Raw genomic sequence first — 17,588 nt, 5'->3', positions numbered from 1 at the left:
GCGCCGCGCGCGGGGCGGGCCCCGCGGGGCACCGTGGCGGCGGGCGGCCCGCCGCCGTCAGGCCGCATACCCCGCCCCGCTCAGCCCGGTGATCTGGACCTCCTCGCGCAGCGACTCCCGGACCTCGTGGTCGAGGGCGCGGAACTCCGGCGCGAGCCGGACCCTCGCGGCGTCGATCGGACGCTCCAGCGGCACGTCGAACGTCGACCTGACCGTGGCCGGGGCCGCGGTCATGACGACGACCCGGTCGGCCAGCACGAGGGCCTCCTCCAGGTCCCGGGTGGCGAACAGGACGGCCGCGCCCGAGCCCGACCACAGGCGCAGCAGCTCGTCCTGCATCAGCCCGCGCGTCGGCGGGTCCAGCGCCGAGAAGGGCTCGTCCATCAGCAGGACGGACGGCTCGTTCGCCAGGGTCTGGGCCAGGGCGACGCGCTTGCGCATGCCGGCAGGGAGCTGGTGGGGGTAGTGACGCTCGTATCCCGCGAGGCCGGCCCGGGCGACCCAGTCGCGGGCGATCCCGCGGGCCTCCCGCCGGGACGCGCCCCGGTAGCGGGGGCCGAGGGCGACGTTGTCCAGGACGGTGCGCCACGGCAGGACGGGATCGTTCTGGAACAGGTACCCGACGCCGTCCGGGACGCCGTCCACCGGGACGCCGCGCACCAGCGCGCGTCCCGCCGACGGCTCCTCCAGGCCGGCGACCAGCGCGAGGGCGGTGGACTTGCCGCAGCCGGCGGGGCCGACGACGGCGACGAACTCGCCCGCCCCGACGCACAGGTGCAGGTCGCGGACGGCGGTGCGGACGCCGCCGCCCGCAGGCCCGAAGTGCTTGGTGGCCCCGTCCAGCTCGATGACCGGGCCGCTCGCGGCTGAACGCTCGGTGGGTACGCTGGGCATGCCGTGACCGTACGTAGACGGCGCAGGCCACCGTAACCCTTGCCCGCGATGTGCTCGCAAGCCGCGAATCCCGATGTTCGGCGCATTGAGTCGACTTCTGCGCATTCTGCGCACCCGGGGTGGGCGGCCGGGGCGGCATCGATTACGGTGACGACCCATGTCCGTCCGGCCCCGCATCACCTTCGCCCGGCAGGTCCTGATCTTGCAGGTGGGCGTGGTCGTCGTCGTGGCCTGTCTCGGCTACGTGCTCGTCGCCTGGATGCTGGAGGGCCAGCTGCGCGAGCAGTACGGCCGGCGGGCGCTGATGGTGGCGCGCACCGTCGCCGTGGACCCCGAGATCGCCGCCGCCGTGGCCGCCGGCGACCCCCGGCACCTCGTCCAGGAGCGGGCCGAGCGGGTCCGCCTGCGCACCGGGGCGCTGTTCGTGGTCGTCACCGACGCCCGCGGCATCCGCTTCTCGCACCCGACGCCCCGCGAGGTCGGCCGCCGGGTCAGCACCGACCCGTCCGCCGCCCTGGCGGGCCGGGAGGTCGTCCGGATCGAGCGCGGCACGCTCGGCCTGTCGGCGCGCGGCAAGGTGCCGCTGTACGGGCCGGACGGCCGGATCGCCGGCGAGGTCAGCGTCGGCTTCGACGCCCGCGCGATCGACCGGGAGCTGTCGCACGCCCTGAGCGACCTGACGGTGTTCATCACCGGCGCGCTGCTGCTCGGCGTGATCGCCTCAGCCGCGATCGGCCGCCGGCTGAAGCGGCAGACGCTCGGCCTGGAGCCGTCGGAGCTGGCCGAGCTCGTCCAGGAGCGGGAGGCGGTGCTGCACGGCGTCGGCGAGGGGGTGGTCGCGGTCGACCCGGCCGGCCGGATCGCCGTCTGCAACGCCGAGGCCACCCGGCTGCTCGGCGTCACGCCCGAGCGCGGCACGCCCGCCGCCGAGCTGGCCGCCGACGGGACGCTGCGCGACGTGCTCACCGGCCGGCGCGAGGCGGCCAACCTGTTCGTCACCGCGGGGGACCGGGTCCTCGTGGTCAACCGGCGCGCGGTCCGCCGCGGCCGCCGCGACCTCGGCGCCGTGGTCACGCTGCGCGACCGCACCGACCTGGAGACGCTGGCCCGCGAGCTCGACTCGGTCCGCACCCTGCTCGACGCGCTGCGCGCGCAGCGGCACGAGTACGCCAACCGGCTGCACACCCTGTCCGGCCTGCTGCACCTCGGCCACCACCGGGAGGCCGCCGACTACGTCGGGACGCTCACCCGCGACGCCGGCGGCCTCGTCCCGCCCGAGAGCCTCCCCGACCCGCTGCCCGACCCCTACCTGCAGGCGTTCCTGTCGGCGAAGGCGGCGGTCGCCGCGGAGAAGGGCGTCCGGCTGGAGGTCGGGGCGGGCAGCTACGTGCCGGGCCGCGTCGCCGAGCCGCTGGACGTGACGACCGTCGTCGGCAACCTCGTCGACAACGCCGTGGAGGCCGCGCGGCTCGGCGCCCGCCGGCCCGCGCTGGTCGAGGTGGAGCTGCTCGGGGACGGGCGGGACCTGCACGTCACCGTCGCCGACTCCGGCGAGGGCGTGCCGGCGGACCTGCGCGAGGCGGTGTTCGGCGACGGCTTCTCGACCCGCGACTCGGCGGCGGACCGGCCCCGCGGGCTCGGCCTCGGGCTGGCCCGGCGGACCGCCCGGTCACGCGCGGGCGACGTCACGTTCGTGGACCCCGACGGAAAGGACCCCAGCGGCGCCGTGGTGGTCGCCCGGCTGCCCGGGGTCCTCGGCGCTGAGGCGGGCCGATGATCGACGTGCTGGTCGTGGACGACGACTTCCGGGTCGCGCAGGTGCACGCGGGGTTCGTGGACGCCCTCACCGGCTTCCGCGTGGCGGGTCTCGCGCACACCGCCGCGCAGGCCCGCTCGATGGCGGCCGAGCTGGCGCCCGCGCTGGTGCTGCTGGACGTCTACCTGCCCGACGCGCCGGGGCTGAGCCTGCTGGCCGAGCTGGACGCCGACGTGATCATGGCGACCGCGGCGGCGGACCCGGCGCTGGTGCGCGAGGCGCTGCGCCGCGGCGCGCTGCACTACCTGGTCAAGCCGTTCGGCGCCGAGGCGCTCGCCGACCGGCTGACCGCCTACGCCCGCTACCGCGCCGCCCTCGCGGGCGAGGGCGACCTCCCGCAGGCGGCGCTCGACGGCGCGCTCCGGGAGCTGTACGCGCCGCTGCGCGCCGAGCCGGCCGCGCCGAAGGGCCGCTCGCCGGTGACGACGCGGCTGATCGTCGGCGTGCTGCGGGACGCCGACGCGCCGCGCTCGGCCGCCGAGATCGCCGACGAGGTCGGGATCTCCCGCGCCACCGCCCAGCGTTACCTCGCGGGCCTCGCCGAGGAGGGCCGGGTGGTCGTCACGCTGCGCTACGGCGCCACCGGGCGGCCCGAGCACCAGTACGCGTGGTCGCCGCGGTAGAGCCCGGCGAGGACCTCCTCGATCCCGGTCTCGCGCAGCGCGATGTCGCGGACCTCGTGGTCGCGGGCGAGCGCCGCCACGACCGCGGCGGCGTTCGCCGCGCGCGGCAGCCGCAGCCACTGCCGGGGCCCCTCGACCCGCTCGGCCTCGATCGGCCCGGCGCCGGTCTCCCCGTCCGCCAGGACGATCCGGGGACCGGGCCGGGCCAGCTCGACCACCAGCATCCGGTCGGCCGCCACCGTCCGGCGCAGCCCGTCCAGCCCGCCGTCGTAGGCCAGCCGCCCATGATCGATGATCATGACACGGCGGCACAGCCGCTCGATGTCGCCGAGGTCGTGCGTGGTCAGCAGGATCGTGGTGCCGCGCTCGGCGTTGGTCCGTTCCAGGAAGCCGCGCACCGTCGCCTTGCTCACCACGTCCAGGCCGATCGTCGGCTCGTCCAGGACGAGCAGCTCCGGATCGTGCAGCAGCGCGGCGGCCAGGTCGCCGCGCATCCGCTGGCCGAGGCTGAGCTGGCGCACCGGCGTGTCCAGGAACGGCGCCAGCTCCAGCAGCGCCGTGAGCTCGGCCAGCCGGGCGCGGTGCGCGGCGGGCTCCACCCGGTACATCCGGCGGACGAGCGCGAGGCTGTCGCGCAGCGGCAGGTCCCACCACAGCGTCGTGCGCTGCCCGAACACGACGCCGATCCGGCGGGCGAGCGCGCCGCGCCGCCGCGACGGGTCGAGCCCGCACACCCTGAGCGACCCGGACGTCGCGGTGAGGATGCCGGTCAGCATCTTGATCGTGGTGGACTTGCCGGCCCCGTTCGGGCCGAGGTACCCGACGAACTCGCCCGGCTCGATGGCGAAGCTCACCCCGTCCACCGCCCGCACGGCCGTCCGCGCGCGGCGCAGGCCGCCGCGGCGCGCGCGCACCCGGAACGTCTTGGCGACCTCCACGGCCTCGATCATCGGCACCGGCATCAGCTCCCTGTCGATCGGTAGTGCCGCAGGCCCGTCCGCCAGGCCGCCGCAGCGACCGCGCACAGCGCCGCCGCGACGGCCGGCGAGGCGAACCGCGCCGCGCCGGGCAGCCCGAGCGGGTCCGGGCGGCCCAGGACGTACAGGGCGGGCTGCCAGTTGACGAAGGCCAGCGGCACGACGAACGTCGCCGTGCGCACGAAGTCCCGGGCGAACATCGTCATCGGGTACTGGGTCAGGAACGCCCCGCCGTAGGTGAGCGTCTTGGTGGCGCCGTGGCTCTCCACCAGCACGAGCTGCACCGCTGCCGCCAGCACCCACAGCGCGCCGAAGATGACCGCCCCGCAGGTCACCATGAGCGGCACCATCGCGGCCCGTCCCGGCGTCCACGCGACGTCCGCCCGCGCCAGCGCGACGGCGAGCACCGCCACCGCCGGGATCAGCTTGCCGAACCGGCGGGGCGAGAACTCCTCCGCCGCGATCTGGACCAGCGGGCTCACCGGCCGCACCAGCACCACGTCGAGCGTGCCCTCCCGCACGTGGTGGCCGAGCCGCTCGGTGTTGCCGAGCAGGATGTCCGAGAGCGTGAAGGACAGCGCGGACGTCCCGTAGAGGAAGAGCACCTCGTCCACGCCGAACCCGGCGATGCGGTCCGCCCGCGTGAACAGCAGCGCGATCGCCGCCGCGTCCAGGGCGCTGAAGACGGCGGTGGAGAGCGCGAGCAGCGCCATCGACACCGGGTACTGCGCCGCCGCGCGGGTCCACGTCCATGTGAGCAGCCCGTACATGCGCAGGGCCCGGCCCGGCTCAGCCACCGTGGATCACCAGCCTGCGCCGCGCCGCCCCGGTCAGCGCGGCGCCCGCCGCGAGCAGGACGGCGGCCCACCCGGCCTGGAAGGCCAACGCCGCGGCCAGGTCGGCGCCGGTGAGCCGGCCGAGGAACACGTCCGCGGGGACCTGGAGCTGGGCGGCCCACGGCAGGGCGTGCGCGAGCGTTCCCAGCCGCCCGGGGAGGACGACCAGGGGAAGGACCATGCCGGAGAAGAACAGCGACAGCACCATCGTCACCGACTGCAGGCCGCGCTCGTCGTGCAGCCAGAACGTGCCGAGCGCGACCAGGTAGCGGAGCCCGAAGCTCACCAGCACGCCGAGCAGCGTCGCGGCGGCGAACGCGGCGAGCCCGGCCGGGCCGGGCCCGCGCAGGCCGAACACCAGCGCCCCCGCCACCAGCGGCGGCGCGCCGCGCAGCGCCAGCGACCCGGCGGCCCTGCCGAGGTCGTCGGCCAGCCACCACGACTGGAGGCCGACCGGGCGGTGCAGGTCGATCGCCACGTCGCCGGTGCGCACGCGCTGGGTGAGGTCCATCCCGCCGAAAACCCGGACCGGCTCGATGAGCGCCTGGGTGAGGAAGCAGAAGGTGACGGCGTCGGTGGCGTCGTACCCGCCGAGCGACGGCCGGGCCTCCCACAGCGCCAGCAGGATGTAGGCGCGCATGAAGCCGAACGCGGTGTTGGTCAGGGCCTCGGCGAGCGAGCCCATCGGATACGCCAGATGGCGGCGGAAGCCGTACCACCACACCCACGGAAGGACGCCCACTCGCCGGAAGCCTAGAGACTCCCGGACACCTGAACCACGTAATTTCCCACAGACCAGGCATCCCGCTGCGCCCGTGTCCTGGGCCGCCCCGCACCGTCCCGTCGCATGGCACCGCCCCCCGGCGCGCTCGGAAGGGCGGGCCGGGGGGCGGGCGAAGAGCGGGTTACGGCACGTGGGTCACGGGAGGCTGGGCTTGATGGGGGAGTAGATCCACTCCTTGAAGAACTGGGTCAGGTCCTGGCCGGAGACCTTCTGGGCCAGGGCGGTGAACTCCTCGGTGGTGGCGTTGCCGTGCCGGTGCTGCGCGACCCAGGTCCGCAGCAGCGTGAAGAACTTCTCGTCGCCGATCTTCTCGCGGAGGAACTGCAGCGCCAGGGCGCCGCCGCTGTAGACGCGCTGGTTGAACATCGTGTCGCGCTGCGGGTCGGCGGTCACGACCGACCAGAACGGGCTGCCCGCCGGGTCGGGGAACGCGCGGGAGTTGTAGGTGGCGCGGGCCTGGTCGTGGACCGTGGCGCCGCCGTGCTTCTCGGCCCAGTACCACCCCGCCCAGCTCGCGAAGCTCTCGTTCAGCCAGACGTCCTTCCACCGCTGCGGGGAGACGCTGTCACCGAACCACTGGTGCGCCAGCTCGTGGGCGATGGTGCCGGTGTTGCGGACGGCCGAGTAGACCGGCTTGCCCTGGGTCTCCAGGGAGAAGCCGAGCGGCTGGCCGTTGAAGCGGGCGTCGTCGGCGATGGCGCCGGTCGTGCTGAACGGGTACGGCCCGAAGGTCTTGTCCCACAGGTCCGTGGCCTCGCTGGTGGTGTCGAAGAAGAAGCTCGCCGCGTTCGGCTGGGCGGCCAGCAGCACCGGGTCGACGGCGGTGTAGTTGCGCAGCCCGCCGGGCGTGCGGCCCTCCCGGATGTCCCACTTGCCGATGTCGATCGTGGTGAGGTAGCTCGCCATGGGGCTGTCCTCGCGCCACTTGAAGACGCTCGAGGACGTGGCGGAGCTACGGCGGCTGAACGAGGCGACGGTGTTCTGGGTCCCGGTCAGCAGGCCGTTGGCGACGGCCCGCAGGCCCTTCGGCACCGTGATGGTGTAGTCGTAGGTCGCCTTGTCGCTCGGGTGGTCGTTCACCGGGAACCAGGTGGACGCGCCGTTGGGCTCCCCGCCGACGAACGCGCCGTCCGGCGTGTGCAGGAAGCCGTACGGCGAGCCGAAGACGATCGGCGAGCCCACGATGGTCTGCGGTACGCCGCCGTAGGTGACGACCGCGGTGAACGTCTTGCCCTTGCGCAGCCCCTTGCTCGGCGTGATGACCAGTTCCTGGCCGCGCCGGGTGTAGGAGGCCTTCTTCTTGTCCACCTTGACGCGCTCCACGTCCAGGCCGGACAGGTCGAGGTCGAAGCTCGACAGGTCCTGCGTGGCCTGAGCGGTGATGGTCACGGTGCCGTCGAGCTGGTCGTAGTCGGGGTCGTAGCGGAGGTCCAGGGAGTAGTGCTGGACGTCGTAACCGCCGTTGCCCTCGAGGGGGAAGTAGGCGTCCCCCACACCGGGGGCGCCTGGGGTGTAGCGGTCATGGCCGGCGGCGGACGCGGCCGGCGCGAGCGCGACGACGCTCACGGCGGCGACGGCGATCGGGAGCATGCGCCCGGGGGTCGCCCGGCGCGCGATGAACCGATGGTGGCGCAGCGCCATCTGAGGATCCTCTCCCTTGAGTGATCACAAGCGTGCTTACATTGCCCGCAATAGCGGAATAAGTCGAGACTTGTGCCGGAAGTGGCCGCAGGTGGCAACGCTCCAGAAGGCCCCCGCGGGTGTAGGGACGCGGGGGCCTTCGGCATGGGGGAGGATCCGGCCCGAGGTGATCGGGCCGTGAGGATCAGTGGAACTGGCCCTCTTCGGTGGAGCCCTTGAGGGCGGTGGTGGAGGAGTCGGGGGCGATCGCGGTGCTGACCATGTCGAAGTAGCCGGTACCGGCCTCGCGCTGGTGCTTGACCGCGGTGAAGCCCTGTGCGGCCGCCGCGAACTCGCGCTCCTGCAGCTCGACGTAGGCCGTCATGCCCTCGCGGGCGTAGCCGTGGGCCAGGTCGAACATGCCGTAGTTGAGCGCGTGGAAACCCGCCAGGGTGATGAACTGGAACTTGAAGCCCATGTGGCCGAGCTCGCGCTGGAACTTGGCGATGGTCGCGTCGTCCAGGTGCGCCTTCCAGTTGAAGGACGGCGAGCAGTTGTAGGCCAGCATCTGGTCCGGGTACTCGGCCTTGACGGCCTCGGCGAACTTGCGGGCCTGCTCCAGGTCCGGGGTGCCGGTCTCCATCCAGATGAGGTCGGAGTACGGCGCGTACGCCTTGGCGCGGGCGATGCAGGGCTCGATGCCGTTGCGGACCCGGTAGAAGCCCTCGGCGGTGCGCTCGCCGGTGATGAACTCGCGGTCGCGCTCGTCCACGTCCGTCGTGATCAGGGTCGCGGCCTCGGCGTCGGTCCGCGCGATGATCAGACTGGGCACGTTGGAGATGTCCGCGGCCAGCCGCGCGGTGTTCAGCGTCTTGACGTGCTGCGAGGTCGGGATGAGGACCTTGCCGCCGAGGTGGCCGCACTTCTTCTCGGAGGCCAGCTGGTCCTCCCAGTGCACGCCCGCGGCGCCCGCGGCGATCATGCCCTTCATCAGCTCGAAGGCGTTCAGGACCCCGCCGAAGCCCGCCTCGGCGTCGGCGACGATCGGCGCGAGGAAGTGGGTGTCGCCCTCGCCCTCGGACCACTGGACCTGGTCGGCGCGCAGCAGCGCGTTGTTGATGCGCCGCACCACCGCCGGGACCGAGTTGGCCGGGTAGATGCTCTGGTCGGGGTAGGTCTGGCCGGCCAGGTTGGCGTCCGCGGCGACCTGCCAGCCGGACAGGTAGATGGCCTTGAGCCCGGCCTTCACCTGCTGGACGGCCTGCAGGCCGGTGAGCGCGCCGAGCGAGTGGACGTAGTCCTCCTCGTTCAGCAGCTTCCACAGGCGCTCGGCGCCGAGCCGTGCGAGGGTGTGCTCCTCCTGGACCGAACCCCGGATCCGCACGACGTCCTCGGCCGTGTAGGTGCGCTCGATGCCCTTCCAGCGCGCGCCGGTGTCCCAGTTCCGCTGCAGCTCTTCGGCTGCGCCCTTGAGGCGACTGTCGCTCATGTCGTGCCCTTCTGTGTCGTCCCCTGGGTGCTTGTCCCGACTATGCCCCGGGTGCGGCCCCCGCGTGATCCGTCCGGTAACAGAAGAAGGGCGAAATTTCCGCTACCATGAAGCGGTGACGACATTGCGGCCAGAAGAACCCCTCAACTTGACGAGCGACGTCGATCTCGTCACCTTCGGCCAGCGGCTGCGCCATCTCCGGCGCGGCCGCGGCATGACGCTGTCGGACCTGGGCGCGCGGGTGGGCCGGGCGCCGTCCCAGCTCTCCCTGCTGGAGAACGGCCGGCGCGAGCCGAAGCTGTCCCTGCTGCAGGCCCTCGCCACCGCGCTGGAGTGCCCGGTGGAGGAACTGCTGCGCCGCCAGCCGCCGAGCCGCCGCGCGCAACTGGAGATCGAGCTGGAGGAGGCCCAGCGCGACCCGCTGTACCGCACGCTCGGCCTGTCGCACCTCAAGGTCGGCAAGCGGATGCCGAACGAGGTGATCGAGCACATCCTGGCGCTGTACGGGGAGCTGAAGCGCAGCCGGACCAAGCCGACCGCGAGCCCGGAGGAGGCGCGCAAGGCCAACGCCGAGCTGCGCCGCCAGATGCACGAGCGCGGCAACCACTTCGCCGAGATCGAGCAGGTCGCCGCGCAGACGCTGGACGCGGTCGGCTACCGGGGCGGCGCGGTCTCGCAGGGCATGCTCATGACCCTGGTGGGGCACTTCGGGTTCAGCCTGCAGTACGTCCAGGACCTGCCGCGCTCCGTCCGCTCCGTCACCGACCTGCGCAACCGGCGCATCTACCTGGAGCGCGAGCAGCTCGGGATGCACACGCCGCGGACGATCCTGCTGCAGACGCTCGGGCACATCGCGCTCGACCACGACCAGCCCCGCGACTTCGCCGACTTCCTGCGCCAGCGCGTCGAGGCCAACTACTTCGGCGCCGCGATCCTGATGCCCGAGCGCAGCGTCGTGCCCTTCTTGCAGGAGGCCAAGGAGGCGCGGGAACTGTCGGTGGAGGACCTGGCGGACGTCTTCTCCGTCTCCTACGAGATGGCGGCGCACCGGTTCACCAACGTCGCGACCCACCACCTCGGTCTCCAGCTCCACTTCACGAAGAACGACGAGAACGGCACCATCTACAAGGCGTACGCGAACGACGGCCTCGCCTTTCCCCAGGACGAGGACGGGGCGATCGAGGGGCAGCGGATGTGCCGCGCCTGGGCCGGGCGTCACGTGTTCACCGCCGAGGACCGCTTCTCGGTGTACTACCAGTACACCGACACCCCCAAGGGCACGTACTGGTGCCTGTCGCACATCGACCCGAGCCACGAGCGCGACTTCGCGATCACGCTGGGCGTGCGGTTCGAGGACTCGCGCTGGTTCCGCGGCCGCGAGACGACGCGCAGGGTCAAGTCGGCCTGTCCCGACGGCGACTGCTGCCAGCGCCCGCCCAAGGCCCTGTCCGACCGGTGGGAGGGAATGGCCTGGCCGTCCGCCCGCGCGCACTCGCACGTGCTGTCGGTCCTGCCGCCCGGCGCGTTCCCCGGCGTGGACGACTCCGACGTCTACGAGTTCCTCGACCGGCACGCCGCCGAATGACGGCCGTGTTGTGCCCTTGTTAACTTCCTGGGTCCGCCGGGCCCGCGCCGTGTCCCCGGCCGCGGGGCCGTCCCGATCGGGCTTTGCTGTGAGGGCGGGCCCGCCCGGGGCCGGATCGCACGGGAGGAGGGCGCATGCTGCCCGAGGTCACGGCGTGGTCGCGCCGCCGCACGAGCAGGGCCGGGGACTTTCCCCCCGGCCTGCTGCTCTCCGCCAAGGGCGCCGCCCGGATCAGCGTCGTGCTGCCGGCGCGCGACGAGGAGGCGACGGTCGGCGCCATCGTCGCGACGATCCGCGCCGACCTGGTCGAGCGGGTCCCGCTGGTCGACGAGATCGTGGTGGTCGACTCGCGCTCCCGTGACGGGACCGCCGCGGCGGCCGCCGCCGCGGGCGCCGAGGTCGTCGCCCAGGACGACGTCCTGCCCGAGCACGGCCGCATGTCCGGCAAGGGCGAGGCGCTGTGGAAGTCCCTCGCCGCGACGACCGGCGACCTGCTCGTCTTCGTGGACGCCGACCTGCGCGGCTTCACCTCCGGATACGTCACCGGGCTGCTCGGCCCGCTGCTCACCGACCCGTCGGTGGGCTACGTCAAGGGCTGCTACGACCGGCCGCTGGTCGAGGGGGAGCGGCGCGCCGAGGGCGCCGGCGGCCGGGTGACCGAGCTGGTCGCCCGCCCGCTGATCAACCTGCACTGGCCGCTGCTCGCGGGCGTCGTGCAGCCACTCGGCGGGGAGTACGCGGGCCGCCGCGCGCTGCTGGAGCGGCTCCCGTTCGTCACCGGCTACGGGGTGGAGCTCGGCCTGCTGCTGGACGTCCACGAGGACTCCGGGCTCGACGCGATCGCCCAGGTCGACCTCGGCAGCCGGGTGCACTCGCACCAGTCCACCGAGGCCCTCGGCGCGATGTCCGGCCAGATCATGCTGACCGCCTGGTCCCGGCTGGAGCGGCACGGCCGGATGATCCCGCTCGGCGCCCCGGCGACCGCGCTCACCCAGTTCCGCCGCGCCCCGCACGGCCACGACCCGCGCACGAGCGACGTCGCCGTGGCCGAGCGCCCGCCGATGATCGATGTGCCCGGCTACGCCGCCGCGCGGCCCCTCGCGCCGGGAACGGCCCCGCCATTGTGACTGCTACCGTTGGTAACTTCCATATTGGAAGAAGGGTCAATAATCATGGCGAGTGCCGAGCCGACGCCGTTCTCACTGGAACCGAGCGAGGACGTGCGGCAGGTCCGGGAGTGGGTGCACGCGTTCGCCCGCGACGCGATCCGTCCCGCGGCGGCGGAGTGGGACGAGCGCGAGGAGACCCCCTGGCCGCTGATCCAGGAGGCGTCCAAGATCGGCCTCTACTCGCTCGACTTCTTCGCGACCCAGTGGCTGGAGCCGACCGGTCTCGGCATCCCGGTGGCGTTCGAGGAGCTGTTCTGGGGCGACGCGGGCATCGCGCTGTCCATCGTCGGCACCGGGCTGGCCGCCGCGTCCGTCGCCGCCGCGGGCACCCCCGAGCAGGTCGCCGAGTGGGTGCCGCCGATGTTCGGGACCCCCGGCGAGGTCGGGCTCGGCGCGTTCTGCGCCTCCGAGCCCGACGCCGGCAGCGACGTCGGCGCCATCCGCGCCCGCGCGGTCTTCGACGAGGCCGCCGCCGAGTGGGTGCTGGACGGCACCAAGACCTGGGTGACCAACGGCGGCATCGCCGACGTGCACGTCGTGGTGGCCTCCGTGCACCCCGAGCTCGGCAGCCGCGGCCAGGCCGCCTTCATCGTCCCGCCGGGCACCCCCGGCCTGACGCAGGGCCAGAAGTTCCGCAAGCACGGCATCCGCGCCTCGCACACCGCGGAGGTCGTCCTGGACGGCGTGCGGCTGCCGAGCCGCCTCGTCGTCGGCGGCAAGGAGCGGTTCGACGAGCGCGTCGCGCGGGTCCGCGAGGGCAGGAGCGCCAAGGGCCAGACCGCGATGAAGACGTTCGAGACCACCCGCCCGGCCGTCGGCGCCATGGCGCTCGGCGTCGGCCGCGCCGCCTACGATTACGCGCTGGACTACGCCCGCGAGCGCGAGCAGTTCGGCCGCAAGATCGGCGACTTCCAGGCCGTCGCCTTCAAGCTCGCCGACATGAAGTGCCGGCTGGACGCGGCGCGCCTCATGGTGTGGCGCGCCGCGTGGATGGCCCGCACCGGCAGGGAGTTCGCCAACGCCGAGGGCTCGATGGCCAAGCTCATGGCCGGTGAGATGGCGGTCGCCGTCACCGAGGAGGCCGTCCAGATCCTCGGTGGCAACGGCTACACCCGCGACTACCCGGTGGAGCGGATGCACCGCGACGCCAAGATCTTCACCATCTTTGAAGGCACCAGCGAGATCCAGCGCCTGGTCATCGGTCGCGCCGTCACCGGCCTACCGGTCCGCTGAACCCCGCCCGGCCGGTGCCGTCCCCGCTTACCTGCGAAGATCACCTGGGAGAACCGATCGTAGCCGACCGCCACGAGCTCTGAGCCGAGGCAGCGTCAAAGGCGGAGGCGGTTGACGAACAGGTACCGGGTGGCCCGTAGTGCGGCCTCGGTCTCGCCGTGTTCGCGCTGTCGGCGACGCTGGAGAAGGCGTCGGTGAACCCGGTGACGAAGTCGGATTCCTTGAGGAAGTCCAGCAGGTCGGATCACGCCCCACCGTGCCTGCACCTCGGCGTGCAGCCTGCCGAGCCGTATGCCACCAGCGCGCGCCGCCACCAGACCCGCAGAAAGCAGCACGAGAGGTAGACGGCCGGAGTTCGGCGCGTGCTCGCGCGTGAACGCTTCGCCTGCCCGATGGTCTCGCGGGCGAGTCGCCCCTCAGCTCATCGTCCGTTCATCGCGCGCAACAGGTCGTCCAGGTTCTCGGTGTTGCCCGCCATCGAGGAGATGGCCGCGGCCTGCGCGATCGGCGCGTACCGGGCCAGCAGTTCCAGGGCGTCATGCGTCTGAGCCGCGTAGACGTGCTCGCTGCGGCCCTGGTCGCCGCTGATCTCGATGAAGAATCGAGGCGTCTCAGTACGCGTGTAGACCGTGATGCTCGTGCCCGTCGGGACGTCGCCACCGATCGTGGTGAACAGCTCGTACCCCAGCTGCTCAAGTTGAGCGGTCACCTCGTCGCCATCCTGCCATGAGGACGGCAGCAGCTCGGGGCCGCTGCTCCATTCACCGTCCGCGTAGTGCGGGGCCGTCGTCGCCATGATGCGCAAGGCTAGAACTCCCCGCGCCGAATCGGAGGGCATTCGGCGGGGCGATGCCGATGGCGCTGCCCGCTGGCCGACACCGGACCCGCCGTCCCGGCCGACGGTGCCTGCGTCAGCACTGCCCAGCACGCCGTGTCGCCGCGCGACCTGGTCGGTCGGGCCGCCGCCCTGCCGTCCGGTCGCCGCTGGAGGTCGATGTCCCCTGCCCTGTTCCTTCAGCTCGGTCCACGCCCGGCGGTCGCGCGCCTTCCTTCTCTGACGGCCTGATCACCGCATCAACGACTCGAGCGAGAGCTCGGCCACTGTCGCATCGGCCGCCGGGCCGGTGGTCCTCCCGGCCAGTCGGCGTGACACGTCGATATCTGGTTTCGGGAAGGACATAGACTAGTTACCTACTTAATTGGTAGATATAGTGCGCTTGGATCGAGATCGTGCTAGGAGGACGTGATGGCACTGCCGGACTTCCTGGTCATCGGTGCCCCGAAGACCGGGACCACCGCGCTGCACGCGGCGCTGGCCGGTCACCCCGGGCTCCACCTGTCGGCGGTGAAAGAGCCCAAGTTCTTCCTGACCGGCGGCGCGCCCCCTCCGGCCCGGGGAGGGCCGGGTGACGCGCAGACCTACCGGGAGCACGTCTGGCGCAGGGCGGACTACGAGGCGCTGTTCGCCGACGCCCCGCCCGGCACGCTGCGCGGGGAGTCCACTCCGTTCTACCTGTACGACCGGGCCGCCCAGCGGCGCATCCACGAGCTGATCCCCGAGGCTCGGCTGATCGCCGTCCTGCGCGACCCGGTGGAGCGGGCCCACTCCAACTGGACGCATCTGTGGTCGGCCGGGCTGGAGCCCATCGACGACGTCGTTCTCGCCTGCCGGGAGGAGGAGCGGCGGATCGACGCGGGCTGGGCGGCCTTCTGGCACTACGTCCGGCTGGGCCGGTACGGGGAGCAGTTGGAGCACCTGTACGGCTTGTTCCCCCGCGAGCAGGTCCTGGTCTTCCGGTACCGCGAACTGCTTGAGCAGCCGGCGCCAACGCTGGACCGCATCTGTTCGTTCCTGAACGTCGAGCCGGGCGTCCTCACCGAGGTGCCGCGGGAGAACGTCACCGTGCATCCCGGCCGCACGACGCGTCATCGCGTCCTGTCGTGGATGCTGCGGGCCGGTGTGTCGGCGGGCACGGTCCTGCCCGGTGACCTGGCCGGCCGGGTCGCCACGCCGCTGGAACGCGCGCTCCAGCGCAACGGCCCGGCCCGGCGGCCGCTGACCTGGGAGCAGCGCGAGGCCCTCATCCCCCTGTTCGAAGCCGACGTCAAGCTGCTGGAGAAGGTCACCGGCGAGGACTTCGGCGACTGGCTGGAGCCGAAGGCGGCCTCCGGCGGGCGGGTGGGCGCGCGGCCGGACGGGCAGCGCCAGGCCCGCAACGGCCGTCCGACTGCGCGCTGAGATACGGGACCGGTCAGCGCAACTCGGTACGCAGCTCGTGTGCTCCGTCCGCGCGGGTCACCTCGTAGAACAGACGGAGGTGACCGTCCTGAGTGGTCAGGGCCTCCAGGTAGCGCAACCCGCCGCCGTGGTGGGACGAGGACGCCCACGGAGCGGATCCGACGGCCGAGAGCGCGGCGGGGTCGCCGCCGACGGCGAAGCCGGTGCGCTCCTCGAAGTTCTCGGCCGCGCTGGCCCGGCCGTCATAGGCCGCCACGATCCCGTCGGGTGCGAAGCGCACCGCGCTGACCCGCACGCCCCGGGCGTCCCACTCGCCCGGCCGGGGGCTGAGAGCCGTCCCGTGCCAGGTCCATTCCATCCCGTCGGCGCTGGTGGCGTACTCGGTGGTCATCTGGTCGGCCTCGGCCGCGTCGGCCAGCGGATGGCATGAGGCCCACAGGTGCCAGCGGCCGCCGTGCCGGACGATCACCGGATCCTTCACGCCCGTCTTCTCGTCGCCGGGCAGCACGACCCGCCGGTCGCGGGCGCTGAACCGGTCCGGGGCGTCGGACTGGAGCACCTCCACGCGCCAATGCTTGGTTCCCGGCGTGGCACAGCTCAGGTAGAGCCGCCACGTTCCCTCGGGGGTCCGGACGAGGGCGGGTCGCTCCAGGGATTCGGCCTCCATGGCGTCCTTGCCGATCGTGACCAGCGGTTCGAAGCGCTCGCCATCGGTGGAGCGGGCGACCACCACCGCGTAGCCGCGTCCTTTCCCGATGGGCCGCCGCAACCGGTAAGCCAGGTAGATCCACCCCTCGCTCTCGACGGCGCTGGGCGCTCCGGCCCAGTACCCGTCGCCGTCACCCGGCGGTTCCACGGCGACGACCGAACGGTCCAGGCGCGGCAGCAGAGCGGCAACCCGCGGGTCAGTTTCCCCCAATTCCATGTCGAAATAATAGGCATGGCATAGGGGTCGAGGTCCAGCCATCCGGCGCGTCCGGGGTGGCCGCGCTCCCGAGGCGTTCGATCCCGGAAGTGCGCGGCGGCCGGCGACCGGGTCCAAGACCGGATCTGCTGCCGGTAGACCTTCTCGGTGACCGTCGTGTCCTGGTGGCCGACGAGGCGGGAGATCTGCTCCAGCGCGATCCGTCGTCCGAGAGGATCGACACGAAGCCGCCGCCGACGCGCTGAGAACGCCATACGTGGATGCCGAACTGCTCGTGGTCCCAGCCGATCCTGGCGACCTGCGCCCAGATCTCGCGTCCCTTTCCCGGCGGGGGAGTACCCGACGGTGACCTCAGCGACCCAGCGCTGCCGCGCCTCGCTCCGGGGGGCTGTGCTCTGGCTCAGGCAGGCCGGCAAGCCGATCGCTGGGCGGCGGAAAGGGTCGGTGGCCACCGGCCTTCGACGTTTCCCTCTACAAACGCCGCAACCTGGTGGAACGCTGCTTCTCCAAGCTCAAGCAGTTCCGCGCCGTCGCAACCGGGTTCGACAAAACCTGGCGCCTGTACGGCGCCCAATCGCTCTTCGAGCATCCGGCCATCGACTCGTTCATGCGATAGCCACTCGATCCCGGTCCGTGTGCTTGCTCGTTGCGGGGACGGTGACGACGGCAACACCACGGCTGGAGACCTTGTGATGCTTCAGGAGTGGCACCAGACCCCAGCCGGTGACTGTGGAGATCAGGCAGCGTCGCCGCTCGGGCTGGACCCGGGTCCGCGCGGTCTCCGACGAGCGCGGCCTCGCGCTCACCCACGCGGGCGCGGGGCGATGAGCACGTCCTGCTGGAAGCCGCCGGCCACCAGATCGTGGTGACGCGCGGTGCTCTGCCGGCCGCCGTGGCCGACGAGGTCATCGCCTTCCTGCGGGAGATCAGGTGACCGGCCGCACGGGCCCGCACAACACCGACCCTGCGCCCGGCCCGGGGCCGGTCCGCGGCTCCGGCTCCGGTACCGGCACGCACGGCGCCGCCAGCGTGGTGGTGTGCGGGCGCACGCTGGAGCACGTCCGCCGCAGTGCGCAAGCGGCCCTGGCACTGCTCAGCGAGGCTGATCGTCCACCGGCCGCGCGGATGAGGCCGCGATCGGCCACTCTGGATGCGCTGACCGCAGCCCGAGAGCCGTATCCGGCCGCGCTCCGCGAAGCCGTCCAGGGACTGCGGGCCGCGGGGGTCTCCGGACCGACATCGACGAGGCTTGCGAGGTCTGGGCCTGTGATCCGAGAGACCGCATCGAGCCTTACTGCGTCAAGGCGGCCTCATGCGCAATGCTGCGATGGCGTCTCGGGCATAGGCGCGGCCGTCGACATGACCGGGTTTCCTCGCCTGCGCCCCGACCACCGGGAA

Annotated in this window: 14 protein-coding genes; 6 read left to right on the top strand and 8 right to left on the bottom strand. The window is 72.6% G+C overall.

Going from position 1 to position 17,588, the window contains the following annotated elements; all coding sequences use genetic code 11:
* Positions 1-57 precede the first annotated feature (57 nt).
* Positions 58-894: an ABC transporter ATP-binding protein gene (locus tag E1291_RS18525; protein WP_131739071.1), complete on the bottom strand. Its 837-nt coding sequence runs from the start codon at positions 892-894 to the stop codon at positions 58-60.
* Positions 895-1,051: 157 nt separating this feature from the next.
* On the opposite strand from E1291_RS18525, the gene E1291_RS18520 reads away from it, so the two are divergent.
* Both E1291_RS18520 and E1291_RS18515 read left to right on the top strand, forming a co-directional pair.
* The gene (locus E1291_RS18520) at positions 1,052-2,671 is read left to right on the top strand and encodes a sensor histidine kinase (protein ID WP_131739070.1); all 1,620 of its coding nucleotides are present in this window, start codon (positions 1,052-1,054) and stop codon (positions 2,669-2,671) included.
* Positions 2,668-3,333, top strand: coding sequence for a response regulator (locus E1291_RS18515; protein WP_131739069.1), 666 nt, complete (start codon positions 2,668-2,670; stop codon positions 3,331-3,333). Before E1291_RS18520 ends, E1291_RS18515 begins: the two co-directional genes overlap by 4 nt.
* Here the strand turns inward: E1291_RS18515 and E1291_RS18510 are convergent.
* The 5 genes from E1291_RS18510 to aceA all read right to left on the bottom strand — a co-directional run bounded on the left by E1291_RS18510 (position 3,282) and on the right by aceA (position 9,039).
* Positions 3,282-4,295, bottom strand: coding sequence for an ABC transporter ATP-binding protein (locus tag E1291_RS18510; RefSeq protein WP_242614228.1), 1,014 nt, complete (start codon positions 4,293-4,295; stop codon positions 3,282-3,284). The two genes, E1291_RS18515 and E1291_RS18510, sit on opposite strands and share 52 nt — an antisense overlap.
* Complete coding sequence (locus tag E1291_RS18505) at positions 4,295-5,107, bottom strand: ABC transporter permease (protein WP_306434470.1); 813 nt, start codon at positions 5,105-5,107, stop codon at positions 4,295-4,297. Before E1291_RS18505 ends, E1291_RS18510 begins: the two co-directional genes overlap by 1 nt.
* Positions 5,100-5,888 carry an ABC transporter permease gene (locus E1291_RS18500; RefSeq protein WP_131739068.1) on the bottom strand — a complete coding sequence of 263 codons (789 nt, stop codon included), beginning with the start codon at positions 5,886-5,888 and terminating at the stop codon, positions 5,100-5,102. The genes E1291_RS18505 and E1291_RS18500 overlap by 8 nt, the downstream gene beginning before the upstream one ends.
* Positions 5,889-6,065: 177 nt before the next feature.
* Positions 6,066-7,571, bottom strand: coding sequence for a M1 family metallopeptidase (locus E1291_RS18495; RefSeq protein WP_131739067.1), 1,506 nt, complete (start codon positions 7,569-7,571; stop codon positions 6,066-6,068).
* A gap of 184 nt (positions 7,572-7,755) precedes the next feature.
* The gene (aceA, locus tag E1291_RS18490; RefSeq protein WP_131739066.1) at positions 7,756-9,039 is read right to left on the bottom strand and encodes an isocitrate lyase; all 1,284 of its coding nucleotides are present in this window, start codon (positions 9,037-9,039) and stop codon (positions 7,756-7,758) included.
* 148 nt (positions 9,040-9,187) lie between these two features.
* Here aceA and E1291_RS18485 point away from each other — a divergent pair, with 148 nt between their 5' ends.
* The 3 genes from E1291_RS18485 to E1291_RS18475 all read left to right on the top strand — a co-directional run bounded on the left by E1291_RS18485 (position 9,188) and on the right by E1291_RS18475 (position 13,026).
* The gene (locus tag E1291_RS18485) at positions 9,188-10,624 is read left to right on the top strand and encodes an XRE family transcriptional regulator (protein ID WP_131739074.1); all 1,437 of its coding nucleotides are present in this window, start codon (positions 9,188-9,190) and stop codon (positions 10,622-10,624) included.
* A 134-nt stretch (positions 10,625-10,758) separates the two neighbouring features.
* The gene (locus E1291_RS18480; RefSeq protein ID WP_131739065.1) at positions 10,759-11,751 is read left to right on the top strand and encodes a glucosyl-3-phosphoglycerate synthase; all 993 of its coding nucleotides are present in this window, start codon (positions 10,759-10,761) and stop codon (positions 11,749-11,751) included.
* Positions 11,752-11,796: 45 nt separating this feature from the next.
* Entirely contained in the window at positions 11,797-13,026 is a 1,230-nt protein-coding gene (locus E1291_RS18475; protein WP_131739064.1) for an acyl-CoA dehydrogenase family protein, read from the top strand.
* Positions 13,027-13,447: 421 nt separating this feature from the next.
* Here E1291_RS18475 and E1291_RS18470 read toward each other — a convergent pair whose 3' ends face one another.
* The gene (locus tag E1291_RS18470; RefSeq protein ID WP_131739063.1) at positions 13,448-13,822 is read right to left on the bottom strand and encodes a type 1 periplasmic-binding domain-containing protein; all 375 of its coding nucleotides are present in this window, start codon (positions 13,820-13,822) and stop codon (positions 13,448-13,450) included.
* 450 nt (positions 13,823-14,272) lie between these two features.
* Between E1291_RS18470 and E1291_RS18465 the strand changes: the two genes are divergently transcribed.
* Entirely contained in the window at positions 14,273-15,265 is a 993-nt protein-coding gene (locus E1291_RS18465; protein ID WP_131739062.1) for a sulfotransferase family protein, read from the top strand.
* 13 nt (positions 15,266-15,278) lie between these two features.
* On the opposite strand, the gene E1291_RS18460 is transcribed toward E1291_RS18465, so the two are convergent.
* Positions 15,279-16,190, bottom strand: coding sequence for a glycoside hydrolase family protein (locus E1291_RS18460; protein WP_131739061.1), 912 nt, complete (start codon positions 16,188-16,190; stop codon positions 15,279-15,281).
* Positions 16,191-17,588 lie beyond the last annotated feature (1,398 nt).

This window comes from Actinomadura roseirufa (genome assembly GCF_900659635.1).
GTDB classification, from domain to species: Bacteria; Actinomycetota; Actinomycetes; order Streptosporangiales; family Streptosporangiaceae; genus Spirillospora; species Spirillospora roseirufa.
The sequence above is the reverse complement of the archived record's forward strand: the minus strand, read 5'-3'. Positions and strand labels throughout refer to the sequence as shown.